The organism is Bradyrhizobium sp. HKCCYLS1011 (genome assembly GCF_051167795.1).
In the GTDB taxonomy this organism is placed as follows: Bacteria; Pseudomonadota; Alphaproteobacteria; order Rhizobiales; family Xanthobacteraceae; genus Bradyrhizobium.
The window spans coordinates 649,439-672,656 of the sequence record NZ_JBNPTT010000001.1; the positions used below are offsets into that span (position 1 = coordinate 649,439).

Annotated in this window: 22 protein-coding genes; 4 read left to right on the forward strand and 18 right to left on the reverse strand. The window is 62.7% G+C overall.

Annotated features, from left to right (window positions below; translation table 11 throughout):
- Positions 1-12: 12 nt before the first annotated feature.
- On the reverse strand, positions 13-600 hold the full coding sequence (locus tag ACQR1W_RS03035) for a TMEM175 family protein (protein ID WP_434849421.1): 588 nt from the start codon (positions 598-600) through the stop codon (positions 13-15).
- A gap of 442 nt (positions 601-1,042) precedes the next feature.
- Between ACQR1W_RS03035 and ACQR1W_RS03040 the strand changes: the two genes are divergently transcribed.
- A complete protein-coding gene (locus tag ACQR1W_RS03040) occupies positions 1,043-2,476 on the forward strand; it encodes a DEAD/DEAH box helicase (protein WP_434849422.1) in 1,434 nt (477 codons plus the stop codon).
- Between the two features lie 243 nt (positions 2,477-2,719).
- Entirely contained in the window at positions 2,720-3,787 is a 1,068-nt protein-coding gene (locus ACQR1W_RS03045; RefSeq protein ID WP_434849423.1) for a diguanylate cyclase, read from the forward strand.
- Between the two features lie 64 nt (positions 3,788-3,851).
- Here the strand turns inward: ACQR1W_RS03045 and ACQR1W_RS03050 are convergent, their stop codons facing one another.
- The 9 genes from ACQR1W_RS03050 to ACQR1W_RS03090 form a co-directional block, all read right to left on the reverse strand.
- Positions 3,852-4,382, reverse strand: coding sequence for a TfoX/Sxy family protein (locus ACQR1W_RS03050; RefSeq protein WP_434849424.1), 531 nt, complete (start codon positions 4,380-4,382; stop codon positions 3,852-3,854).
- 126 nt (positions 4,383-4,508) lie between these two features.
- Positions 4,509-4,904 carry a HesB/IscA family protein gene (locus ACQR1W_RS03055; protein WP_434849715.1) on the reverse strand — a complete coding sequence of 132 codons (396 nt, stop codon included), beginning with the start codon at positions 4,902-4,904 and terminating at the stop codon, positions 4,509-4,511.
- Between the two features lie 70 nt (positions 4,905-4,974).
- Positions 4,975-5,346: an SUF system Fe-S cluster assembly protein gene (locus tag ACQR1W_RS03060; protein WP_008971234.1), complete on the reverse strand. Its 372-nt coding sequence runs from the start codon at positions 5,344-5,346 to the stop codon at positions 4,975-4,977.
- Positions 5,343-6,590, reverse strand: a complete 1,248-nt coding sequence (locus ACQR1W_RS03065) for a cysteine desulfurase (protein ID WP_434849425.1) — start codon at positions 6,588-6,590, stop codon at positions 5,343-5,345. The genes ACQR1W_RS03060 and ACQR1W_RS03065 overlap by 4 nt, the downstream gene beginning before the upstream one ends.
- A complete protein-coding gene (gene sufD / locus ACQR1W_RS03070; RefSeq protein ID WP_434849426.1) occupies positions 6,587-7,903 on the reverse strand; it encodes a Fe-S cluster assembly protein SufD in 1,317 nt (438 codons plus the stop codon). The genes ACQR1W_RS03065 and sufD overlap by 4 nt, the downstream gene beginning before the upstream one ends.
- A 20-nt stretch (positions 7,904-7,923) precedes the next feature.
- Positions 7,924-8,676, reverse strand: coding sequence for a Fe-S cluster assembly ATPase SufC (gene sufC / locus ACQR1W_RS03075; RefSeq protein ID WP_008971231.1), 753 nt, complete (start codon positions 8,674-8,676; stop codon positions 7,924-7,926).
- A 122-nt stretch (positions 8,677-8,798) separates the two neighbouring features.
- A complete protein-coding gene (sufB, locus tag ACQR1W_RS03080) occupies positions 8,799-10,295 on the reverse strand; it encodes a Fe-S cluster assembly protein SufB (protein ID WP_434849427.1) in 1,497 nt (498 codons plus the stop codon).
- 84 nt (positions 10,296-10,379) lie between these two features.
- Positions 10,380-11,543 (reverse strand): cysteine desulfurase family protein, encoded by a 1,164-nt coding sequence (locus ACQR1W_RS03085; protein WP_434849428.1) that lies wholly within the window; start codon positions 11,541-11,543, stop codon positions 10,380-10,382.
- 48 nt (positions 11,544-11,591) lie between these two features.
- Positions 11,592-12,791, reverse strand: a complete 1,200-nt coding sequence (locus tag ACQR1W_RS03090) for an acyltransferase family protein (RefSeq protein ID WP_434849429.1) — start codon at positions 12,789-12,791, stop codon at positions 11,592-11,594.
- Between the two features lie 79 nt (positions 12,792-12,870).
- On the opposite strand from ACQR1W_RS03090, the gene ACQR1W_RS03095 reads away from it, so the two are divergent.
- A complete protein-coding gene (locus ACQR1W_RS03095) occupies positions 12,871-13,821 on the forward strand; it encodes a LytTR family DNA-binding domain-containing protein (RefSeq protein ID WP_434849430.1) in 951 nt (316 codons plus the stop codon).
- A gap of 342 nt (positions 13,822-14,163) precedes the next feature.
- Complete coding sequence (locus ACQR1W_RS03100) at positions 14,164-14,811, forward strand: alpha/beta hydrolase (protein WP_008971476.1); 648 nt, start codon at positions 14,164-14,166, stop codon at positions 14,809-14,811.
- 87 nt (positions 14,812-14,898) lie between these two features.
- Here ACQR1W_RS03100 and ACQR1W_RS03105 read toward each other — a convergent pair whose 3' ends face one another.
- The 8 genes from ACQR1W_RS03105 to ACQR1W_RS03140 form a co-directional block, all read right to left on the reverse strand.
- Complete coding sequence (locus ACQR1W_RS03105; RefSeq protein WP_434849431.1) at positions 14,899-15,849, reverse strand: DMT family transporter; 951 nt, start codon at positions 15,847-15,849, stop codon at positions 14,899-14,901.
- 272 nt (positions 15,850-16,121) lie between these two features.
- Complete coding sequence (locus tag ACQR1W_RS03110; RefSeq protein WP_434849432.1) at positions 16,122-17,198, reverse strand: CBS domain-containing protein; 1,077 nt, start codon at positions 17,196-17,198, stop codon at positions 16,122-16,124.
- Entirely contained in the window at positions 17,198-18,334 is a 1,137-nt protein-coding gene (locus ACQR1W_RS03115; protein WP_434849433.1) for a DegT/DnrJ/EryC1/StrS family aminotransferase, read from the reverse strand. The genes ACQR1W_RS03110 and ACQR1W_RS03115 overlap by 1 nt, the downstream gene beginning before the upstream one ends.
- A 36-nt stretch (positions 18,335-18,370) precedes the next feature.
- Positions 18,371-19,456 (reverse strand): sugar phosphate isomerase/epimerase family protein, encoded by a 1,086-nt coding sequence (locus tag ACQR1W_RS03120; RefSeq protein WP_434849434.1) that lies wholly within the window; start codon positions 19,454-19,456, stop codon positions 18,371-18,373.
- Positions 19,453-20,478 (reverse strand): Gfo/Idh/MocA family protein, encoded by a 1,026-nt coding sequence (locus ACQR1W_RS03125; protein ID WP_434849435.1) that lies wholly within the window; start codon positions 20,476-20,478, stop codon positions 19,453-19,455. Before ACQR1W_RS03125 ends, ACQR1W_RS03120 begins: the two co-directional genes overlap by 4 nt.
- A 394-nt stretch (positions 20,479-20,872) precedes the next feature.
- Positions 20,873-21,202: a DMT family transporter gene (locus tag ACQR1W_RS03130; protein WP_434849436.1), complete on the reverse strand. Its 330-nt coding sequence runs from the start codon at positions 21,200-21,202 to the stop codon at positions 20,873-20,875.
- A gap of 1 nt (position 21,203) precedes the next feature.
- On the reverse strand, positions 21,204-21,881 hold the full coding sequence (locus ACQR1W_RS03135; RefSeq protein WP_434849437.1) for a glutathione S-transferase family protein: 678 nt from the start codon (positions 21,879-21,881) through the stop codon (positions 21,204-21,206).
- An 81-nt stretch (positions 21,882-21,962) separates the two neighbouring features.
- The gene (locus ACQR1W_RS03140; protein ID WP_434849438.1) at positions 21,963-23,066 is read right to left on the reverse strand and encodes an anhydro-N-acetylmuramic acid kinase; all 1,104 of its coding nucleotides are present in this window, start codon (positions 23,064-23,066) and stop codon (positions 21,963-21,965) included.
- Positions 23,067-23,218 lie beyond the last annotated feature (152 nt).

The following is a 23,218-nucleotide window of genomic DNA, read 5'->3' on the forward strand; positions in this document are numbered from 1 at the left end:
ATCGGGGGCGGTTCAATTCGCGACCGGCAGCTCCTGCCTCCAGCGCCGCAGCAGCGGGCCGCCGAAGGCCAGCAGAAAGGACCAGAGCGCAAGATGCGGAGCGACGAAACTCACGACGATCGCAACGACCGATGCGAGCATCAGCAGCAGCGCCGAGAGCTGCCGCTCGCGCAAATGATCGCCCTGCTCCAGATGCGGCGTGATCCGGACCAGGCGCGAACCGACCAATGCGATCAGGAGCGTGTGGCCGGCATAAAGCCATATCGCAGCCTGCACATGCGCGAAGCGCCCAACCACGATCGTGGTGAACGGAACGCAGGTGATGAGCAGCAGGTAGGACAGCCACCAATAGACATATTCCCGGTTGACGTAATCGGCGCGGCTGCGAACCTGAATATTGGCGAGCCAGCGCAGGCCCAGCACCCCGAAGCTCAGCAGATAGGGCAGAAATTTCGGCCAGAGATTGACGACCCCAACAATCAGGTCGTTGTTGTCGCGCGGGTGGAAATCGTCCGGCAAACGAACGTCCAGAACGAGCAAGGTCATCGCCACGGCGAAGATGCCGTCGCTCAATGCATCGAGCCGTACCTTCGAATACATCGCCCCTCCCCATCTGCGCCGATCTGAAATCCCTGATTCTTGAAATAGCTGGTTCTGATGTCGCAAGCCTCTCGAACCGGCTCGCGCAACGCCCTTCGGCGACGATTCTCGAGCTTCAGCAGCGGCTAAGGGCTCGTTCAAATGCAACAGCTTTGCGACAGGCTGCCTCCAAATAATGCAAAAACATTAAGCTTTTTCGATACTTCGCGCATCTCCTCCATTGACTTTGCCCAATTACCCCCTATCTTTCGTGGCGACGCGGCTCGGGATCGGTCCGATTCCTAACAGAGCAACCGCGGGGTCAGCGTAAGTCACAGAGCCCCCAGCTTATCAAAAGCACGCCGTTTGGGGCTGAGCGCGACCACAGCCTTTTACCTTCGATTCCTAACGGCGGCGTCGAATAGAGGCCTCGTCATAGAGGGGCCCGCCAAACAGAGGCTCGATGTCCTTTTCCAATCTCGGTTTATCCGACAAGGTGCTGGCCGCAGTCGCGGCAACTGGTTACACCGCACCGACACCCATTCAAGAACAAGCAATCCCCCACGTCCTGGCCCGCCGCGACGTTCTCGGCATCGCCCAGACCGGCACCGGCAAGACGGCCGCCTTCGTCCTTCCGATGCTGACGATCCTGGAAAAGGGACGCGCCAGGGCCCGCATGCCGCGGACCCTGATCCTGGAGCCGACCCGCGAACTGGCTGCCCAGGTCAAGGAGAATTTCGACCGCTACGGCGCAGGTCAAAAGCTCAACGTCGCACTGCTGATCGGCGGCGTCTCCTTCGGCGACCAGGACTCGAAGCTGACGCGCGGTGTGGACGTTCTGATCGCGACGCCCGGCCGCCTGCTCGACCACACTGAACGCGGCGGGTTGCTGCTCACCGGCGTCGAGCTCCTGGTGATCGACGAAGCCGACCGCATGCTCGACATGGGCTTCATTCCTGACATCGAGCGGATCTGCAAGCTCGTCCCCTTCACCCGGCAGACCCTGTTCTTCACCGCCACCATGCCGCCGGAAATCCGGCGCGTCACCGAGGCCTTCCTGCACAATCCGCAGAAGGTCGAAGTCTCCAGGCCCGCGACCACCGCCGTCACCGTGACGCAGTCTCAGGTGCCCGCCGGGCGCGAGGCACACCAGAAGCGCGAGGTGCTGCGCCGCCTGCTGCGCGAGGCCAAAGACCTCAAGAACGCGATCATCTTCTGCAATCGCAAGCGCGACGTCGCCATCGTCTACAAGTCGCTGCAGAAGCACGGCTTCAGCGTCGGCGCCCTGCACGGCGACATGGATCAGTCGGCGCGCATGGCCGCGCTGGACCAATTCCGCAAAGGCGAGCTGCCACTGCTCGTCGCCTCTGACGTTGCGGCCCGCGGCCTCGACATTCCCGAAGTCAGCCACGTCTTCAATTTCGACGTGCCGCATCACCCCGACGATTACGTGCACCGCATCGGCCGTACCGGCCGCGCCGGGCGCACCGGGACCGCAATCTCGATCGTGACGCCACCCGACCAGAAGTCGATCGCAGCGATCGAAAAGCTGATCGGACAAAGCATTCCCCGCGCCGAGGGCGACTACACCGTCCAGGAAGCGTCCTCGCATGATGACGAGGCGCAAGAGCGGCGGCCACGCGATGCGGCCCGACGCGGCCGCAAGGCGCCGTCGCGTGAACGCGAGACGCGCCGCACCCATAGCGAGCCGCGTCGCTCGGAGAGCGAACCGGCTCATGCCAATGGCGGCCGAAGCCGCGCAGCAGCTGCCGCGCCGCAGCCCGCTTCACCGGGACGGACGCCGATGCGACGCCCGCACCGCGAACCCGACAATGAGCCGGCGGATCACTCGCATCTTCCTGCGTTCCTGCTCAGGCCAGTTCGCGCGCCGGTCTAAGCCAAGCCCATCGCCATAAAGTCGTCGCCGACTAAGACTTTGTCGGCGCGGAATATCGCGCGCGCATTGCGCAGCGAGGGCTATGGCGTTGCGCCCCCTAGTCGTGCACGCGGCAGCAGGGTCCGCAGACGCGCGAGCGTCCCCTTCACCACACGCGTTTACCGCTGATTCATTCTCGTCCAATAGCTTGGCTCTCATTATTTAATGATTGCTGGCGACGCGGCTGATTGCGAGGAACTGGTAGTGGTCAATGTGCTTGACGAACACGAACGCACGATGGCCTTTGCCGATGTCGCGCTCAGCCAGATCAAGTCGCTGCGCCATCCGGCCACCCCTCGCAACTATGAGATCTGGTACGTCTACGCCACCGGCTACAACGCCGCGCTCAACAAGATCATCAACGAGACGCTCGCGCGTAGCGGCAAGCTGGCCGAAGCCGAGCTCGAGCAACTCTACGAAACCTATCTGTCCCATCTGAAGACCACCGACCGCCTCGACAAGGTCGGCGCGCGCGTCATCGGCGAGATTGACGACGTGATGAACCTGATCACAGACGCGCTCGGCATGACCGCAAGCTATGATGCAAGCCTTGCGAGCGCAGACCAGAAGCTTGCCTCTGTGACCGACCGCGAGCAGCTGGTCGAGATCATCGATATGCTCGCGAAGTCGACGCGCGAGATGCGCGACACGAACCGCATCCTGGAACAGCGACTGTCGCTCTCGAAGAGCGAAATCAGCGGCCTGCAGCACAGCCTTGAGGCGATCCGGGCCGAGAGCCTGACCGATCCGCTGACCAGTCTCGGCAATCGCAAATATTTCGACCGCATGATCGAGATTGCCGTGCAGACCGCGCTCGCCAACGACGAGCCGCTGTCGCTGTTGATGTTCGACATCGATCATTTCAAGTCGTTCAATGACTCTTATGGCCATCTCACCGGCGACCAAGTGCTCCGTCTGGTCGGTATATCGTTGAAACAGGCGATCACAGGCCGGGACGTCACGGCGCGGTATGGCGGCGAGGAGTTCGCTGTCCTGCTGCCGAACACAGCGCTACGGCAGGCATTGACCGTGGCGGATCAGATCCGCCGCGCCGTGATGGCGAAGGAGCTGAAGAAAAAATCGACCGGCGAGGTCCTCGGCCGCGTCACCATCTCGGTGGGCGTGTCGATGCTCAAGCCGGGCGACGATACCGACGCGCTGATCGAACGAGCCGACGCCTGTCTCTATGCCGCCAAACGCAACGGCCGCAACCGGGTGATCTCAGAAGTCGACTCGGAATACACCGCACAAGCCCGGAGCCAGGTGGCCTAGCAATATCCCCGGGAGTGATTGGCTCGCCGGCGCCTGATGCGCAGAAGCCTCATCGGCCCCGCGCTCAGCTTCTCTTGCTGCTGCCTTTGCGGCCGGATTTGCCCCCGCGTGCTGCGGCCTTCGCCGTCTTCGATTTCCTGCTTGGCGGCGCAGCGCCTCGCTTTGTTGCACGCGTCTTGCCCGATCCCAGGCGTCCGGATGCTGTCTTCGCCGCGGGTCGCTCCACGCCGGTCCCGGTCTTCTTTGTCGCCGGCTTGCGCGCCCTGCTCCGTTTCTTCAACGCGGCGCGCTGTGCCGCGGCCAACGCCGCCCTCGCCCATTCGGCGAATTCCTCGACGTCGTCGAACAGATGGGCAGGCACCTCCCAGTACGAGCCGACCGTCATGGTCCGCGCCCGCGTCTGGTATTGGAACGGCTTTGAACCTGCGGCTTCGAAAGCGGCAACGTTCTCCTCGTCGACGCGCAGATAAAGCCCGCTGCGCAGCGCCAGCGCGAAGTTGATGCCGTCGGCGGAGATGCCGAAGCCCGAGAACATCCGCCGTATCGTGACCGGCCCGAAGCCGGCAAACAGATCGACCAGGAATTCGCGGTCCATCGCGTCCACCGCTGATTGCTGTCCGGCATGCGATGCCGGAGTCCCGATGCGGTTGTCCTATCTGCGAGGAGCGATTGTCAATGTCCGGAATGCGACAAGGAGCGTAGCCGTCCAGCCGCGGAGCTGTCACACCTCGGCCGGCTTGAGCTGCACCGATTCGCCGCAACCGCAGGCGCTGATCTGGTTCGGATTATTGAACACGAACTGGGCCTGCATCTTGTCGGCGTGATAGTCCATCTCGGTGCCGAGCAGGAACAACACCGCCTTAGGGTCGACCAGGATCTTGACGCCCTTGTCCTCAACCACCTCGTCGGTGGGCCGGATCTCATGGGCATATTCGACCGTGTAGGACTGTCCGGCACAGCCGCCATTCTTGACCCCGACGCGCAGGCCCACGATCTGGGAATCCGCGCGGTTCGTCAGCTCACGGATGCGCGCGGCAGCCGCCTCCGTCAGCTTCATCACCTGCGGACGGGGCCGCGGCTTCGGTTTCGTGGCAGGGGTGGATTGCGTGTTTGTCATCGTGTTCATGTCGTCAATCCCGGCGGTCATGGATTCCGCCCTCTCATCAAAATTCGTGCCCGACAACGCCTCACCACATGTTGAGAACGAGCCGTGCCTCGTCGCTCATCCGGTCCGGCGTCCATTGCGGCTCCCAGACGATGTTGACGCTTACAACCCCGACCCCTGGCACGCTCGCAATGGCGTTCTCGACCATGGTCGGCAACTCACCCGCGGCCGGACAGTTCGGCGTCGTCAAGGTCATGACAACATCGACGCTGCGATCGTCCTTGATCTCGACCTTGTAGATCAAGCCGAGCTCATAGATATCGGCTGGGATTTCCGGGTCGAACACCGTCTTGAGCGCCGCGATGATCTCTTGCGAGAGCCGTTCGGTTTCTTCCGGCGGCAGGGCCGAATGCGTTTCGACGGACTGGGTTTTGATTTCGGCTGTGTCGCTCATGCAAACAAATCCCGCGCCTTGATCAGCGCCTGCGCCAGTTGATCGACTTCGTCCCGGGTATTGTACATGCCAAACGACGCCCGGCAGGTCGCCGTGACATTGAATCTCTCCAAAAGCGGCATCACGCAATGGGTGCCAGCGCGCACCGCAACGCCCTGCCGATCGATCACGGTGGCGACGTCGTGCGCATGCGCGCCCTTCATTTCGAAGGAGATCACCGGCCCCTTGCCTCTGGCCGTGCCGATCAGCCGCAGCGAATTGATCTCGCGCAGCCGTGCCTCCGCGTAAGTCAGGAGATCGTGCTCGTGCGCGGCGATTCGGTCTTTGCCGATCGAATTCACATAGTCGATCGCAGCACCAAGTCCGACCGACTCCACGATCGCCGGGGTTCCTGCCTCGAATTTGTGAGGCGGATCGCCATAGGTCACCCAGTCGCACGCGACCTCGCGGATCATCTCGCCGCCACCATTGTAAGGGCGCATCGCGACGAGGAGATCATATTTGCCGTAGAGCACGCCGATGCCGGTTGGGCCGTACAGCTTGTGTCCGGTGAAGACGTAGAAGTCGCAATCGATATCCTGGACGTCGATCGCCAGATGCACGGCAGCCTGGCTGCCGTCGATCAGCACCGGAATCCCGCGCGCATGCGCGATCCGGACCACCTCTTTGACAGGGACCACGGTGCCCAGCATGTTCGACATCTGCGTGATCGCGACCAGCTTGGTGCGGTCGGTCAGCAGCTTCTCGAACTCATCGATCAGGAAGTTGCCCTCGTCGTCGACCGGGGCCCATTTGATCACCGCGCCCTGGCGCTCCCGCAGGAAATGCCATGGCACGATGTTGGAATGATGCTCCATGATCGAGAGCACGATCTCATCGCCCGCACCGATATTCGGCGCGCCCCAGGATGATGCGACCAGGTTGATCGCCTCGGTCGCATTGCGGGTGAAGACGATTTCTTCCGTCCGGCGCACATTGAGGAATTGCGCGACCTTGGCGCGGCCGCCCTCATAGGCCTCCGTGGCGGCATTGGCGAGGTAATGCAGGCCGCGATGCACGTTGGCGTATTCGGACGTATAGGCCTGCGTCATGCGCTCGATTACCGCAGTCGGCTTTTGCGCCGAGGCCGCGTTGTCGAGATAGACCAGCCTCTTGCCATAGACTTGTAGCGACAGCGCCGGAAAATCGGCGCGCACGCGCTCCACGTCGTAGCTGCCGTTGGCGACTGCCGGATGCGTGCTCATGCGCGGGACTCCAACCAATGTTGTGCGGCGTCGATGACGCGTTCCCGCAAGCTCTCGTCCTCGATCGCCTCAATCGCCTCGCCGACAAAGGCTTGAACCAGTAGCGCCTGGGCCTGCTTCTCGGGCAGGCCGCGCGCACGCAAGTAGAACAGCAGGCTCTCGTCCAGCGCACCCGAGGTCGCTCCATGGCCGCAGGAGACGTCGTCAGCAAAGATCTCGAGCTCGGGCTTGTTGTCCGCCTCGGCCTCGTCGGACAACAAGAGCGCCCGCGTCATCATCTTGCCGTCGGTCTTCTGTGCGTCGGGGCGAACGATGATGCGGCCCTGGAACACCGAATGCGCGCGATCGTCGAGCACGGCGCGGAAATTTTCGCGGCTGGTGCAGCCGGGAACGGCGTGGTCGACGACGAGCGTCGTGTCGCCATGCTGCTTGCCGCGCAGTAGGTTGACGCCGTTGACCGTGAGTTCGCTATCCTCGCCCGCAAGCGTGATGAAGCCCTGCAGCCGACTCACAGCGCCGCCGCTGGTCATGTTGAACAGATTGAGCTTGGACCTGGCACCGATGGTGACGATGTCCGAGGTCACGTTGAAGGCGTCAGCGGCGTCGCGCATCAGCCGGATATGCGACAGCTCGACACCGTCGCCGATCCAGATCACTGCAGCGTCGTTGGCCTGATAGGCGTTGGCACCCTCGGCCGCGACGCAGGTCTCGACCAGGGTCGCACGCGCGCCCTTCCCCACCTGCAGATGCGAGCGGGTGTAGCGCGACGCCTTTCCGGCGGTCGCAACGTGAATGATCTGCAGCGGCGCCGCCAACTGCACGCCATCGGCGATTCCGACCACCACGCCGTCGGTCGCCAAAGCCGCGTTCAGCGAGATCATCGCGTCGGTCGAGGTCGTCAACAGCAGATCGCCACGCGCCTCGTTGGATTCGTTCTCCAGCACGTCGCGCAGCGTCCTAACGCTGACACCCGCCTGGACGCCGTCTGACAGCTCGGCCGCGAACACGCCATCGACCAGCACCAGCCTGGTCGCGCCGTCGATCGTAACGGACGGCAGCGCCGCCTTGGCACGCGCCAGCGCCGCCGCATCAGGCGCAGCAGCCTGCGGCAGCAGCTCGCGCATCAGCGCGCGCAGATCGGTGTATTTCCATTCCTCAACGCGCCGATGCGGCAGGCCAGCGCGTTCGAACGCCGCGAAGGCCTCTCGCCTGAGATCGGCGACCCTGCCCTTCCCGGGCAGCCGGCCGGCCGCAGCGGCAAAGATCCCGCTCGCCGCTGTGCCAGTGTCGTTCTTGACCAAAGCAACCGTCATCACAGATCCATTCGCGCGTTTTACGCCGCGTCTTCGAACTGGGTGTAGCCCGAAGCCTCGAGCTCCAGCGCCAATTCCTTGTTGCCGGTCTTCACGACGCGGCCCTTCGACATCACATGCACGACATCAGGCACGATGTAGTTGAGCAAGCGCTGATAGTGGGTGATGACGATCATCGCGCGCTCGGGCGAGCGCAGCGCATTGACGCCGTCGGCAGCGATGCGTAGCGCGTCGATGTCGAGACCGGAATCCATCTCGTCGAGGATGCAGAGCGACGGCTCGAACAGCGCCATCTGCAGCACCTCGTTGCGCTTCTTCTCGCCGCCGGAAAAGCCGACATTGACGCCGCGCCGGAGCATGTCCTGCGGGATGTTCAGCGATTTGGCGACCTCGCGCACTTTCTTCAGGAAATCGGGTGTCGAATATTCGTCCTCGCCGCGCGCCTTGCGCTGCGCATTCAAGGCCGTGCGCAGGAAGGTCATGGTGGCGACGCCGGGAATCTCGACCGGATATTGAAAGGCCAGGAACACGCCCTTGGCGGCGCGCTCATCCGGCTCCATCTCCAAGAGGTTTTCCCCCTTGAACAGGATCTCACCGCCGGTGACCTCGTAGCCGGGCTTGCCGGCGATGACGTGGGACAGCGTCGACTTGCCGGAGCCGTTCGGCCCCATGATCGCGTGGATCTCGCCTTCGTTCACGGTCAGCGAGAGCCCGTGGAGAATTTCGCGCTCCTCAACGCGCACCTGCAGATTCTTGATTTCGAGTAGTGCCATTGTTTCTCTTCCGTCTGTTCCTCGTCCTGAGGAGCGCCGAAGGCGCAACTCGAAGGACGAAGGCCGAGATATTTTTCGAAAACCATCCGGCGGGACGGACCGGGCCATCCCGCGACGAGGCGTTATCCCACCGAGCCTTCGAGCGAGATCGAGATCAGCTTCTGCGCCTCGACCGCGAACTCCATCGGCAGCTGCTGCAGCACGTCCTTGACGAAGCCGTTGACGACGAGGCCGACGGCCTCCTCTTGGCTCAGCCCGCGCTGGATGCAGTAGAACAGCACGTCCTCGGAGATCTTCGAGGTCGTCGCCTCATGCTCGAACACGGCGGACGAGTTCTTGGCCTCGATGTAAGGCACGGTGTGTGCGCCGCATTTGTCGCCGATCAAGAGCGAGTCGCAGGCGGTGAAATTGCGCGCGCCGCTTGCCTTGCGATGCGCCGTGACGAGCCCGCGATAGGTGTTCTGCGACTTGCCGGCGGCGATGCCCTTGGAGATGATCCGGCTGGTCGTGTTCTTGCCCAGATGGATCATCTTGGTGCCGCTATCGACCTGCTGGAAGCCGTTCGAGATCGCGATCGAATAGAACTCGCCACGCGAATTGTCGCCGCGCAGGATGCAGCTCGGATATTTCCAGGTGATCGCCGAACCCGTCTCGACCTGGGTCCAGGAGATCTTCGAATGGTTGCCGCGGCAGTCGCCACGCTTGGTGACGAAGTTGTAGATGCCGCCCTTGCCTTCCGAGTTGCCCGGATACCAGTTCTGCACCGTTGAATATTTGATCTCGGCATCATCCAGCGCGACCAGCTCGACGACCGCCGCATGCAGCTGGTTCTCGTCGCGCTGCGGCGCGGTGCAGCCTTCGAGATAGGAGACGTACGAGCCCTTGTCAGCGATGATCAGCGTGCGCTCGAACTGGCCAGTATTGCGCTCGTTGATGCGGAAATAGGTCGACAGCTCCATCGGGCAGCGCACGCCCGCCGGCACGTAGACGAATGAGCCGTCGGAGAACACCGCCGAGTTCAGCGTCGCGTAGAAATTGTCTGAAGTCGGCACCACGCTGCCGAGATATTTCTGCACCAGCTCCGGATATTCGCGGATCGCCTCCGAGATCGGCATGAAAATCACGCCAGCCTTCTTCAGCTCCTCCTTGAACGTGGTCGCCACCGAGACCGAGTCGAACACCGCGTCGACCGCGATCTTGCGGCTCTCCGGACTGCCGGCCCCCGGGACCGGCTCGACGCCCTCGAGGATCGCAACCTCGCGCAGGGGGATACCGAGCTTCTCGTAGGTCTTGAGAATCTCCGGATCGATCTCGTCGATCGAGGACAGCTGCTTCTTCGGCTTCGGCGCCGCGTAGTAGTAGATGTCCTGGAAGTCGATCTTGGGATAGTCGACGCGCGCCCAGGTCGGCTCCTCCATGGTCAGCCAGCGGCGATACGCCTCCAGCCGCCATTCGAGCATCCAGGCGGGCTCGTTCTTCTTCTCCGAAATGAAACGGACAATGTCTTCGGACAGCCCCTTGGGGGCCTTTTCGGATTCGATGACTGTCTCGAACCCATATCTATACTGGTCGACGTCGATCCGCCTGACGCGGTCGACCGTCTCTTGTACGGCTGGCATTCCATCCTCCGCTCGCGGTTTCAAGGACCGCGGTGGACCTCTTCCGGAACCGTCTTACGACGTTTCTCCGGCGAAATCACCTGCTTAGAATCGCTCAAGCTCTGTTTCGCCGCTCTTCTTAAGTAGGCTCAGGGACAGCTTTCGCCAAGCCTCCAGACAGCGATCCACATCCTCCGGACCCGTAGACCAGCCCAGACTGAGGCGCACCGCTCCCTGTGCCAAAGCGGAACTGGCCCCCATGGCTTCCAGGACGTGCGACGGCTGCACCTTGCCCGAGGAGCAGGCGGAGCCGGAGGAAACCGCGATTCCAGCCAGATCGAAGCCGATTACCGCCGTTTCAGCCTTCATCCCAGGGGCGGCAAACAGCGTCGTATTCGGTAACCGGGGGACGTCCGACGAGAACACGACGAGGCCGGCCGTCTGGCGCAGGCCGGCCTCGAGACGGTCACGCAAGCTGCCGACCCGCTCCGAGTCCGCCTCCAAAGCCGCCATGGCGGCCTTCACGGTCGCGCCGAAGCCGGCGATTCCGCTCACATTTTCGGTTCCGGCGCGGCGCCCGCGCTCCTGGCCGCCCCCCCGCAACAGCGCGGCCGGGCCTTCGCCCCCGGCGCCCAGCACGAGGGCGCCGACGCCTTTCGGGCCACCGATCTTATGCGCAGAAACGCTCGCAAGGTTCACGCCTAGTTCACTGATATTGAATGGTATTTTTCCAAAAGCCTGGATCGCATCGACGTGCAGAATTCCACCCGCCTGGCGTACCAGCTCAGCCACCTGCGAAATCGGTTGAAGCGCACCGGTCTCGTTATTGGCAGCCATGACCGAGATCAGCGCCGGCGGGCCGCCGGCGAGCATGGTCCGCAGACGCTCCAGATCCACCACTCCGGACGGGGTCACGGGGATGGTGCTGAGCCCCCTTCGATCAAACTGCCCGCCAGCCAGCACCGAGGCGTGTTCCACCGCCGAGACCAACAGCCGCTCGACCGGTCCGGCGGGTGCACGCAAGGCCGGGCTGAGCGCGAGCACGTTGGCCTCGGTCCCGCCTGAGGTGAACACCACGTTCCGCGGCACGGCCCCGAGCACCCGAGCGATGGTCTCCCGCGCCTCCTCGATCACCCGCCGCGCCTGTCGTCCCTCGGCATGCACGGACGAGGGATTGCCGACCAGGTCGAACGCCGCCGTCATTGCGGCCCGAGCCTCGGGCCGCAGCGGCGTGGTGGCATTCCAATCGAGATAGACGCGATCCGGCATGGTCCCTCTTACCACCTTCTGGCATTCGGCCAATCGGAACCGACAGCCTCAGGCGGGCTGCGGAATGGCCTTGACCGGCTGCTTCGCCTCCATCCGCAATCCGAACAGCGGCCTGAGCCAGGTGATCCGCCGCACGATCTCATAGGTCGACACGCACACAAGCACGGTGCCTCCAATGACGATCGAAGCTTCGAGGCCGGCCGACAGCCCGCTGCCCTGCAGGGCGTGCGCGATCATGATGATCGCGGTCTGATGCACGATGTAGTAGGGGAAGATCGCGTCCGTCAGATAGCGGCGCACCGGTCCATCGGCGGTGAAGTGGCGCCGCGCCTGCCCCAGCACCGCGGCCATCGCGAGCCATTGGTAGCAGCCATAGGCGACACCAGCGCTGATTTTCAGCGCCGGTGGCGGCGCGAGTGTCGCGCCGAGGCCCGCGCGCAGCAGGATGAAGACGGTAAACGAGCCGGCCGCGGCGGCGAGCGTCGCCCAGCGCCGGCGCTCCAGCTCGGACCAGACGCTGTCCTGCCGCGCCAGCAGGAAGCCGATCAGGAACGCCGTCGCATAGTCGGCGTGGTTGTACCAGTCCCCGAACAGCGCATGGGTCGACGGAAAGTTCGGGAACAGAGCGAGCCGCCACACGACGAACAGCAGGCATGGCAGGATCAGGAGCCATGGGCCGGCGAGCGCAGCCGCGAGCCGGGTTCCGAGCCGGTCGGCCAGCGGCGGCCACAGCGCCAGCACGCCGAGGAGCGCCATGGTGTAGACCCATAGATAGACCACGAACCAGAGATGGTTCCAGGTCGGCAGCACGATGCAGGGACCGGGGCAGAACTCCACCGCAAAGCTAAGATAATGCCGCAGGTAGAAATCGAGGAAGCCCGCAGGATATCCGACGCTCTCGACCACCTGGTCATAGGCCTGCGGCGGCACGATCACCAGCATGCCGAAGATCAGCGGGATCAGCAGTCTGGCTGATCGTGCGCGGAGCAACGCCAGCCGGTCGTATTTGCCGAGCATGAAGCGGGTCGCCACTCCCGACACCAGGAACAAGAGCGACAGCCGCCAGGGGTTGAGAAACAGCATCAGGGGCTCGAGCCAGACCAGCCGGTGCGCGCTCTTGATGTGGAATCCCCAGGATACGTAGAGCATGCCGACGTGGTAGAAGATCAGGAGCCCGAATGCTCCAATCCGCACCCAGTCGAGATCGATGCGCCGTTCCGAGGTCGTATGTTTCTGCGGTGTTGACATGGCTGCCGCCTCCTTGTCCTTGCCCGGACGCCGAGGACGATTGTCGCGCCAGGACTGATGAGATTGGCCTGAGATGAAGATGGCCGAGACGAAACATGCCAGCGATGCCGGTGGCGTCGAACCGGTTCGGGACCAGCACCGGAGCCCGTGGGATGAACCGCCGCCGACTGGGACGAGCGGTGGTTTCAGCGGGATCAGCGGCAGCGATTGGGCAATGTTCGGCGCCATCGCGGGCATCGCGATTGCGATCGGTATCGTGAACGCCCTGTCGACGGCACAGGACGCAGCCCGGCGTGGCAACAGCTATGACCCCGGCCGGCTCGTGTTCTGGGAACTGTCGAGCATCGCCGTCATCCTGTTGGCGATGCCGATCCTGGTTCTCGCCGTTCGGCGCCTGCGCCGGACCTCACGCTGGCTGCCCCGGGTCGTGATCGCGGCGGGCGCTCTGATAAGCTTCTCGACCGTCCATATCGCCGGCATGGTTGGGATCCGAAAGCTCGTGCTTTGGGCGATCGGAAGCTCGTACGACTTCAACACCTCATTCGCGACGCTGCTGTATGAATTCCGCAAGGACGTGGTGACCGCGATCCTGATCGGGAGCACGATCTGGCTGGTCGACAGCCGGCGCGACCTGATGGCCGAACGCAGAAGCGAGGCCGCGGGGCCGATCACGGCAAAGCCGGAACTGCCGCAATCGATCTGGCTGCGCGACGGCGCCAGTCGGATCCGGATTGAGCCGCGACAGATTCTCTCGGTCGCCTCCGCCGGCAATTACATCGAATACCGCCTTGCCGACGGCTCAGAGCACCTGATCCGCGGGACGCTGGCGGCCGCCGAAGCGGAGCTTGCGCCATTCCGGATCGTTCGCGTGCACAGGACCAAGCTTGCCAATCTCGATCGGGTGAGAGGTGTCGATTTCAAACCGTCGGGCGATTTCGAACTCATGTTCGATAACGGCCAGTCACTGCAAGGCAGCCGCCGCTACCGCGCAGGCGTGAGCGCGCTGGAGCGGCCCGCAGCGCCATCCTGAGCGGCGGCCGGCATCGGGAGCCAGATGCGCCCAATCACGATGTTCGGCAGCAATTCCAGGTACATAGAAGAGGTCGGCGGGACGCGGGGCCGGGGCAGCACGGAGCTGCGGCACAACGGCCCACTAACATCTTGAACCGACTGCCGGATGTTGAAAATCCTTGCTTTTTGCCCTGCGCTCCATGTTAGAAGCGGCCTTCCGTTCACGATGGTACCGCCCGCGTGTTTCACCGGATGGTGCCCCCGATCACCACTTTTTCCAGCAAAGTTTCGTCGGCGAGGCGCCAGATGAAGCACGGGCGAAGTCGGTCGACGATCTGCCAAGGATTCCAAGGGTTCTCTGATGCCTGAAGTCATCTTCAACGGTCCGGCTGGCCGTCTCGAAGGCCGCTATCATCCGGCCAAGCAGAAGAACGCGCCGATTGCGATGATCCTGCATCCGCATCCGCAGTTCCATGGCACGATGAACCACCAGATCGTGTACCAGTGCTATTACGCCTTTGCCCATCGCGGCTTCTCGGTGCTGCGCTTCAATTTCCGCGGCGTCGGCCGCAGCCAGGGGTCGTTCGACCACGGCACTGGCGAATTGTCGGATGCGGCGTCCGCGCTCGACTGGGCCCAGACCATCAATCCCGAGGCGCGCGCCTGCTGGGTCGCGGGGTTCTCGTTCGGCGCCTGGATCGGTATGCAGCTTCTGATGCGCCGCCCGGAGGTCGAGGGCTTCATCTCGATCGCCCCGCCCGCCAACCTCTATGACTTCTCGTTCCTGGCGCCCTGCCCGTCCTCCGGACTGATCGTGCACGGCGAAAGGGATGCGGTGGTGCCGCCGAAGGACGTCAACACGCTGGTGGAAAAGCTGAAGACGCAGAAGGGCATCGTAATCGATCAGCAGGTCATCCCCGGCGCCAACCACTTCTTCGACGGCAAGCTCGAGCCGCTGATGGAGACCATCACCGCCTATCTCGACATGCGGCTCGCCAACGTGCGGTAAGACTTCGACCACCGGTCCGCGACTGCTGCGCGCTTGACCGGTGGTCCAACGCCAAAATTTGCACCCCATTCGCGGTCGCTTCGCCGTTCAGCGTGACGGCACCGTCCTTCGCTCATCCGGCTGGTTGCCGATGGCGTCGAGAGGCTGCGCCACGCGCGTTGCCGGAGCCGCACGAACTCTGCTGATGGCGACGGCCGCCAGAACCATGCCACCGGCAAAATATGCACTCTTCGGCAGTCTCTCACCGAGCACGACGGCGCCAAGAAAGAGACCGAAGACCGGGACCAAGTATCCGGTGTAGGACACGAAGGTGTATCCGACCTGCGCGATCAGGCGAAAGCGCAAGTAGTGCAGCAGCGCTGTAGGGAAAATCGCCAAATAGAGCAGCGCGAAAACGGCCCACCCGTCGACAGGCTGACTCGTGGCCCGCACAAATGGAAACGCGGCGGCGGTGAGGAGCGCGCTCACGGTCATGGCGACGGCGGCAATACGAATCGGATCGATCGACTCACGAAGGCGGTTCTGAGCCACACCAGCTACCGCATAGAGCAGCGCAGCAGCGAGCACGGCTGCCTGCGCATAGATATCGGCTGCATGCCCCTGCGACAGGCCGGGATAGAGCACGAGCGACACGGCCGCGAGACCGACAATGACACTGAATAATTTATAAGGAGAAAACCGGTCGTCCCTCGTGAAGAGATGAGCAAGCACGAGCCCAAAGAGCGGAAGGGTCGACCACAACAGAGCGGCCATCGCACTCTCCAGATGGGTCTCCGCCCAATTCAGCAATGTGAACGGCACCAAGCCGCCGCACATGGCGATGACGGCCAGCAACAGCCAGCTATGGGCCATCCTCGGCCACCGCCCCGGCGCAATCAGAGCGAACGGCCAGAGCACCGCAGCGGCAATTGCCGCGCGTCCCAGCGTGACCTCGAAAGGAGAAAACGCGGTATCGGCAATCTTGATGGCAAGGAACGTACTGCTCGCCAGGCTCGAGATAAACAGCAACTGTAGGTACTGCCAAATGTTTGCCCGCATATGCCCCCGCGCCTTTTCAACTGGCCATCACCGACAGGATAGATAGCAATCCCAAGCGCGAGGGCAAAAGTGCGAGCGCAACGAATACCCGCGGATTGCCGCCAGCATGCCGATTGCGGACGCGCCAGGACCTGCATCGGTCCCCCGCCGGGGTCTTCCGGTCAGCCCCACCTCCTGCAACCACCGGCGCGAGGAGACACTTCGACGGTGTACTCAGCTCGAAGCCGACCCAAGGCGCGCTGTCCGATGCAGGCCATTGTCCCCCAGGCTCGTCACCCCTCCATGAGCTTCTCGCCGTCTCGCAGTCCGCTGAAGCTGGGCAGCGGAATGCCCCGCGCTTCTCGAATCTCGTAGAACCCGGACCTTAGTTCCACGGGATGATGCTCGGGATGCATGATACGCGCCTTGGCACAGAGCACCTCGACATAAAATGAGCTCCCGTCGCTGTAGAATACGAAACCCTCAACGGGTACCAGCACATGTCGTCCACTGAACGCCGGCTCGAACACGCGCTCATAGTCTCCGCTGGGGACGAGCGGCAGATGCCCCGGCACTGCATCTCGCGCATATATCCCTACATCACCCTGGCGATGCAGGAAATCCTGCGGCAGCAGCCACGCATAGGTCTCATCAATATTGCTCAATGCGCAGTCGACTTCGCGAACGTTGGTTTGCACCGGGTCCGCATCAATGAACAGAACCCGTCTTCCGGACTGTTCGCTGTCAACCGTCAACAGCAGAACGTGCTGCTTGCTCCCGGACTCATAACGGTACTGCTCTTGCAAACGCATGACGCCGTCAATCTCGGTCACAAGCTCACCCTGCCGGACGATGGCGAGCTTTCGCCCATACCAGACGAAGGTGAGGTTGAAGAATGTCGTATCACGGCCGATTTGCACCCATTGACAGACATTGGTCGTCCCCTGCCGCAGCAGCTTGTGGACGTCCGTGGCGCTGATCACACCGGTCACCCGCTCTTCCCCGTCCACGACGATGAGCCGCCAAGTGCGGTTATCGCCCATCCGGTTTACGACCCCGAGGACAGGATCGCTCTCGTGAACAAATACGGGATCGCGGATCATCGAGTCGTCGATCAATGCTTCGTCCTCTCCTTCCACGTATTTGCGGACTGCGAAATAGATCGGAGCGAGGCCGGCGATCGCATCCCGCCGCAAGGCAGCCTCAACGTCGCCGCCGCCATGCTTCACAACGACGAGTGAACCAACATTCGCCGATATCATTCGTCTCAGCGCGGCCACGATCGGCGTACCCGACTCCACAGTGGCAATCTCAGTGGTCATGACCGCGGAGACAGGCGTCGTCTGCAAGATGGTTTCGATCGTATGCATCACATGGCCTCCGCGATGACCTGGCTTTCTCGGCAGAATGTCGTTACGGCCTCGATCACCACGTCCGCCTGCGAGTCGGTCAGTTGAGGATGGCAGGGCAATGAAACAATCTTCGGGGAAAGGCCCCGTGCTACCGGAATGCTGAGACCCTCGACGCCGAGGCCCCTCACAGGTTTCTGGTCCGGGATGAGCGTCGGATAGTGGATAGCGGACGCGATTCCGCGCTGAGCCAAGTAGTTGCGCAGGCCGTCCCGATCATCGAGCGCGATGACGTATTGATGGTAAGCCGGCAGCGTGTCTAGACGAGGGCGTATCGGGCGAATATGCGGTGTTTGGTTGAATGCCTGATCGTAGCGCTCGGCTATTTCTCGTCGACGGCCATTCCACTCGTCGAGGCGAGCGAGCTTCAGGTCCAGAATGCGCGCATTCAATGTTGACAATCTGACATTAAACCCGGCGACGTCGTGCCGATTTTTCTCCACGCGTCCATGGTCGCGAAGGCCGGCGACCATCGCAGCGATGGCATCATCATCCGTGACCACGGCGCCGGCATCGCTAACACCGCCGATGTTCTTGCCCGGGTTGAAGCTGAAACAGCCGATGTCCCCGAGCGGCACCGGCGTGCCGCAGTATTGTCCCCCCACGGCATGTGCGCAGTCTTCGATGATGAGGACCGCCCCCCTTCCAGCCAGTTCAAGCCTGCTCCTCAGCCCGTTGATATCGACGATCTGACCATACAGGTGAACCGGGAGGACCGCCTTCGTCTTGTCGGTAACGAGCGCAATGGCGTGCTCGATGTCCATGAGATGTGTCTCCGCTTCCACATCGCAGAACACCGGCCTCGCACCCGTCAGCAAGATGGCCTCGGTCGTGGCAAAAAAGGAATTCGGTACCGTAACCACCTCATCCCCGGGGCCGATACCCGCCGCGAGGAGGGCGAGATGGAGGGCAGCGGTACCGCTCGCCACCCCAACGGCATGCTGCCTTTTGCAATAGCGTGCCAGACTACGCTCGAACGAAGTTGGCTTGCCATCGGATACGTAGCTTGCCGTGCGCACGACAGACAGAAGCGTATCGACGAACTCCGCACCCAAGGCCTCTTGCTGGCCGACCAAATCAAGCATCGAAACCTGCATCGCGTTGTTCCTCCCAGCGATCCCTGTAGATGTTTGTTATCGACCGTTTCCCCAGAGGGGCGCCGGATGCACCCCTCGGGAAGCCATGTCATATTCCTCCAATATCTCGGCGAGCGGTGAAAACCGCGAGTCCAGCTCGAGAATGCGATTTGCGGTGGACGGCACGTGCCGGAGTAGTCGTGCTACATCGACGGTCAGCGGCGCGACAGGATGTTCATCGGCTGCGCCCTTCTTCGCGTATATGGCATAGCCCTCGAACGTCCGTTCAAACGCGCTGTTGTCGGATCCGAGTCTTGGCTGTTCGATTTGCTCCAGTACCTGAAACCTGGATAGCAGAGGCAGATGGGTATCAATCTCCTGCAAAGGCGGATCGTGCGGCTTTTCCTCGAACCAGAAGCGCTCCAAGGCGTGGCGGCCACCAAAGTTCTGATGGATATGCGTCGTCCATATCAGCTCGCGCGCTCTCTCGACGGCGAGGTCCATTTCTTCCCTCAGCGCGCTTTCCGCGAGAGCGAGATGACCTATGTCGAGACAGATGCCTACGTCACCGCCAAACTCCGCAGCAACCGCGAGAACGTGGTCCAAATGAATACCGCCATATCCCAATCGCGGATTGAGGTTTTCCAGAACGATACGCTGTCGTGGATACCTGGCTTTCAGGCGAGGCAGCAAGGATTTCAGATTGCCTGTCGCGCGAGCTTGAGCCTCTGCATACTCGCTGCTCTTGACGTATTGACGTATGTCTCCTCCATTTGGAAATAGCCTTCGCAATTCGTCCATGCGCGCGATATCGTCAACAGGCAATTGAGCAGGAAGGCAGTAGAACGCGTGGATGACGACATACCGCGCGTCGAATTGGGCGGCCGTCGACATCGTGTCCTCGATCGCAGCGGCCGTCGCATCCCAATCATGACCGTCGGCAGCAAGATCCACGCTCGGTCCTCGACCAGGGCACGGGCTGTGCACACTGACAACTTTGGTACGTTCGCGCTCGAGGCCGAGAGCGATCTCAGGCATCGCGGCGGGTCTATGGCTCGATAGTTCCACGAACCGCACGCCGCTTCCTTCGATCGCCTGGTGGTGGCCAGTGAAGCAGCCGGTGCTGAGACCAACGATGCTCATGACAGCAACGATCTGAATGTCGAATCGAGAAGGCCGCTCACCGCGGCGTTCTCACGACGGCACTTCGTGTAGATGGAATCGATAAGGCAAACGACTCGCAGCCCATCCAGCCCCTCGACGACCTCCGCCGGCTCGTCTTGGAGATTTGCTTCGACCCGCCTGAGGTAACCGGCGTGATCTCCGGCCAATGGCCCCTGGAGTCGCCCGGTGGCTTCTGCCATCTCGGTTTCCGTTAGCCCGACGAGTTGCTCCCAGTGGTTGCCTCCCAGAGCAACGCGCCTGCCGTCGAATATGATTAGAAGTTCGGCGCTGTTATGCCCCTCAGGTGCGGCCGTGGTAACAGCAAAGTCGACCACGACATCGTGTTCGAAGACGATGCTCCCATAGGCCGTATCCTCAACGTCGATCTTGTGCAGCAAATTGCCGACAGCGCCATCGACCGTGATCGGCTCGCCGAACAGATAGATTAGGATATCGAAAAAGTGACTGGCCTGATTGAGCACAACGCCACCATTTTGGGACTCGGCGCGCCAGGGCCGCTCCTGGAAGTATTCGGGACGCCGATTCCAGGCCAGCCGCATTGAAGCTTTTCGGACAGCGCCGAACTGCTTGGCGGCGACGAGGGCGTTCAAAATCTGAACTGACTTCAAATACCTGCGCTGCCTCATCACAAAAATACGTCGGTCACAGTCGGCCGCGGCACGAAGGACGGCGCGGCCATCGTCCGACGTCGTGGCGAGAGGATGCTCCACAAGCACGTGGTGCCCTGCCCTTAACGCCGCTTGCGCGAGAGGCGAGTGCGTCGTGTTCGGACTCAGGATGCAGATCAGGTCGAGCCGTTCCGCGAGCAGAGCCTCCATCGATGGCTCGAATCGACATTGATATTTTGCAGCAAATTGCCGGCCGGCAACGGGATCGGTGTCGTGCACCATATCGAGTTGAAACGAGGAATTGCTCTTCGCGAAATATTCTCCGTAGTGACGAGAAACTGCGCCGCAACCGATCAGTCCAACTCTGCGCACGAGACACCTCCACGCTGAACCTGTAGAGATTTCAACGTACAAATAAGACCACCTTAAGTTGATGGTAGTATGACACTCACAAGATGTTTATCGATGAATAAAGCTATTTTGGGTTGTGGACCTTCCCGCGCGCCGCCCGTCCGCATCCCTTCCCGTCCCTCGGACTGCAGCATCTCGGGTCCACAAACGGCGACCGCTTCGGTCGGCCTGGACACGCAAGCGCAGAGCGACGAAGCTTCAACATTTCGCGCTGAATCTCTGCTCGCCTCGTGCAGGCGAGTCGCACAAGACAAAGAGCTCGATAGCCGGATGAGTGTACCGGCCGGTCGTCAATGACGGGGACGTCCCAGAGGTGGCCGAGCGGCACCGACCTCCGCGGACATGGTCGGGATTTTTATGCCGGCGCCAGTTTGAGCGCCGCGATGCCGGCCAGCACAAGCGCGATCCCGGCAAGCTTGGTCACGCTCACGGACTCGCCGAACAGCAGCACACCCATCAGCACCGTGCCCGCAGCGCCGATCCCGGTCCACACCGCATAGGCGATGCCAACATCAAGCACCTGCAGCGCGCGCCCGAGCAGGAAGACGAAGGCTGCAAGCAGCACCAGTGATACGAGGCTCCAACCGAGCCGCGTGTAGCCGTCGGTATATTTCATCGCGATCGCCCAGCCGACGTCCAGCACGCCGGCAACGATCAGCGCAAGCCAAGCCACCGGTGCCGACATCTCACGCCGCGATTTTCAACAGATGCGCATCGTGCCGCGCCAGGAAGGCTCGCAGCAGCTGCGGATAGTCGGCGCCGACGGCCGCCTTCACGCTGGGGCGCTGCGCCAGCGCGGTCCGCCAGGCCCGCAGCTTCGGCGTTTCGGCAAACACTCGGAGGTCGCTGAGTTCGTCGAAGATGTCGAAATAGCGGAAGATCGGCGCGAACACCGCGTCCACCAGGCTGAAGCTTTCGCCTGCGAAGAACGGCCCCTGCCTGAGCGCAGCCTCCACTCGCACGAATTTGGCGATCACGGCCTGCCGCTTGGCCCCGAATGTCGCGGCGTCGGTCGCCGTTTCCAGGCCCCACAGATCGGACAGGATCGCCGAGCCGAATTCCATCCAGGCGCGATGCTCGGCACGCTTGAGCGGATCGGCAGGGTGCAGCTTCGGCCCCGCTTGCGTCTCCTCGATATACTCGCAAATCACGTTGCTCTCGAACAGCGCCACCTCGCCTTGATCGGTGGCCACGGTCAGCACCGGCACCTTGCTGAGCGGCGAGATCTTCAGGAACCAGTCCGGCTTGTCGGCGAGATCGATATCGATCCGCTCGAAGGCGACACCCTTCTCGGTCAGGGCAATGACCGCCCGTTGCACATAGGGACAGAGCTTGTGGCTGGTCAGCTTCAGTGCGGCGGCCATGGCGATCCTCGCTGTTCATGCAGACGCATCAAACTAGATGCATTTGCATTGAACAGTCAAGGTGGATGCAACTGCATCCAATCACGGCCGCGCGATCATGCCCCCGGTCATCGGCATCGTGACGCCTGTGGTGGTGGGATAGCTCAGCGGCAGGCCCTTCATGCCGCGCGCGGCGAGAAAGCCGAACGCCTGTGCCTCGATCGCATCCGCCGACCAGCCGAACGCTTCGGCGGACTCCACCGTCGCCGGCGCCAGCAGCTGCCGCAGCATCTGCATCATGGTCAGGTTGCGGGCGCCGCCGCCGCAGATGATCCAGCTCCGAGGCACCTTCGGCAGCAGCGGCACGATTTGCGCAATGGCCGCAGCCGTGAACGCCGTCAGGGTCGCAGCGCCGTCGGCGGGCGAGACGCCCCCGAGCGCGAGATCAGCGAAATCATTACGGTCGAGCGATTTCGGCGGCGGCAGCTTGAAAAATGGCCGTGCCAATGCCTGGGCCACCCAGGCCTCATCGGCCGTGCCTAGCGCGGCCATGCGGCCATCCTGATCGAAGGCCTGGCCGGTGGTCCGGACCATGAAGTCGTCGAGCAGCGCATTGCCCGGCCCGGTGTCGCAGGCGATCAGCGTCTGCTCACCGTCGATATAGGTGATGTTCGAGACGCCGCCGATGTTGACGACCGCAACCGGCCCCTCGCGTCCGAGCGACTGCACCAATGCGCGGTGATAGACCGGCACGAATGGGGCGCCCTGCCCGCCCGCCTCGACGTCGGCGGCCCGGAAATCATGCATGACCGGGACATGGATCACCTTGGCCAGCACGGCGGCGTCGCCGATCTGCACGGTCAGGCGGCGCTCCGGCCGATGCAGCACCGTCTGGCCGTGGAAGCCGATGATATCGATGTCCTGGGCGGCGAGCCGGTTCTGCGCCAGGAACGCGGCGACCGCTTCCGCATGCGCCACGGTCACGGCCTCCTCGGCGGCCCGCAAGGCACCCGGCCGCGCCTCGCGGCTGTCCAGATGCACCGCCTCGGTGAGCGCCTGGCGCAACAGGCTGCGCTCGCTCGCGCTATAGGGCCGGTAGCCGGTCGGGCCGAACGCCTTGATCCGGCGGCCATCGGTCTCGAGCAGGGCTACGTCCACCCCATCCAGGGACGTCCCGCTCATCAGACCCAGCGTTGTCAGAATCATCGCCATTAGAACCCTAAAATGCCTACCTTTCGCACCGAGTGCGGCCATTTTGCGGTGACGCTTGTCGAAGGTGACGGCATCTTATAAGCCACAACGCGCGCCGTGGTCTGCGAAGTCTCCCCGCCATTTGCGCAATTCAGCGTAAACACCAT

What these genes read in the sequence shown, in the direction of transcription:
- ACQR1W_RS03035 (WP_434849421.1), bottom strand. Translation starts at nt 600, where the DNA reads ATGTATTCGAAGGTACGGCTCGATGCATTGAGCGACGGCATCTTCGCC.
- ACQR1W_RS03040 (WP_434849422.1), top strand. Translation starts at nt 1,043, where the DNA reads ATGTCCTTTTCCAATCTCGGTTTATCCGACAAGGTGCTGGCCGCAGTC.
- ACQR1W_RS03050 (WP_434849424.1), bottom strand. Translation starts at nt 4,382, where the DNA reads ATGGACCGCGAATTCCTGGTCGATCTGTTTGCCGGCTTCGGGCCGGTC.
- ACQR1W_RS03055 (WP_434849715.1), bottom strand. Translation starts at nt 4,904, where the DNA reads ATGACAAACACGCAATCCACCCCTGCCACGAAACCGAAGCCGCGGCCC.
- ACQR1W_RS03060 (WP_008971234.1), bottom strand. Translation starts at nt 5,346, where the DNA reads ATGAGCGACACAGCCGAAATCAAAACCCAGTCCGTCGAAACGCATTCG.
- ACQR1W_RS03065 (WP_434849425.1), bottom strand. Translation starts at nt 6,590, where the DNA reads ATGAGCACGCATCCGGCAGTCGCCAACGGCAGCTACGACGTGGAGCGC.
- sufD (WP_434849426.1), bottom strand. Translation starts at nt 7,903, where the DNA reads ATGACGGTTGCTTTGGTCAAGAACGACACTGGCACAGCGGCGAGCGGG.
- sufC (WP_008971231.1), bottom strand. Translation starts at nt 8,676, where the DNA reads ATGGCACTACTCGAAATCAAGAATCTGCAGGTGCGCGTTGAGGAGCGC.
- sufB (WP_434849427.1), bottom strand. Translation starts at nt 10,295, where the DNA reads ATGCCAGCCGTACAAGAGACGGTCGACCGCGTCAGGCGGATCGACGTC.
- ACQR1W_RS03085 (WP_434849428.1), bottom strand. Translation starts at nt 11,543, where the DNA reads ATGCCGGATCGCGTCTATCTCGATTGGAATGCCACCACGCCGCTGCGG.
- ACQR1W_RS03090 (WP_434849429.1), bottom strand. Translation starts at nt 12,791, where the DNA reads ATGTCAACACCGCAGAAACATACGACCTCGGAACGGCGCATCGATCTC.
- ACQR1W_RS03095 (WP_434849430.1), top strand. Translation starts at nt 12,871, where the DNA reads ATGGCCGAGACGAAACATGCCAGCGATGCCGGTGGCGTCGAACCGGTT.
- ACQR1W_RS03100 (WP_008971476.1), top strand. Translation starts at nt 14,164, where the DNA reads ATGCCTGAAGTCATCTTCAACGGTCCGGCTGGCCGTCTCGAAGGCCGC.
- ACQR1W_RS03105 (WP_434849431.1), bottom strand. Translation starts at nt 15,849, where the DNA reads ATGCGGGCAAACATTTGGCAGTACCTACAGTTGCTGTTTATCTCGAGC.
- ACQR1W_RS03110 (WP_434849432.1), bottom strand. Translation starts at nt 17,198, where the DNA reads ATGCATACGATCGAAACCATCTTGCAGACGACGCCTGTCTCCGCGGTC.
- ACQR1W_RS03115 (WP_434849433.1), bottom strand. Translation starts at nt 18,334, where the DNA reads ATGCAGGTTTCGATGCTTGATTTGGTCGGCCAGCAAGAGGCCTTGGGT.
- ACQR1W_RS03120 (WP_434849434.1), bottom strand. Translation starts at nt 19,456, where the DNA reads ATGAGCATCGTTGGTCTCAGCACCGGCTGCTTCACTGGCCACCACCAG.
- ACQR1W_RS03130 (WP_434849436.1), bottom strand. Translation starts at nt 21,202, where the DNA reads ATGTCGGCACCGGTGGCTTGGCTTGCGCTGATCGTTGCCGGCGTGCTG.
- ACQR1W_RS03135 (WP_434849437.1), bottom strand. Translation starts at nt 21,881, where the DNA reads ATGGCCGCCGCACTGAAGCTGACCAGCCACAAGCTCTGTCCCTATGTG.
- ACQR1W_RS03140 (WP_434849438.1), bottom strand. Translation starts at nt 23,066, where the DNA reads ATGATTCTGACAACGCTGGGTCTGATGAGCGGGACGTCCCTGGATGGG.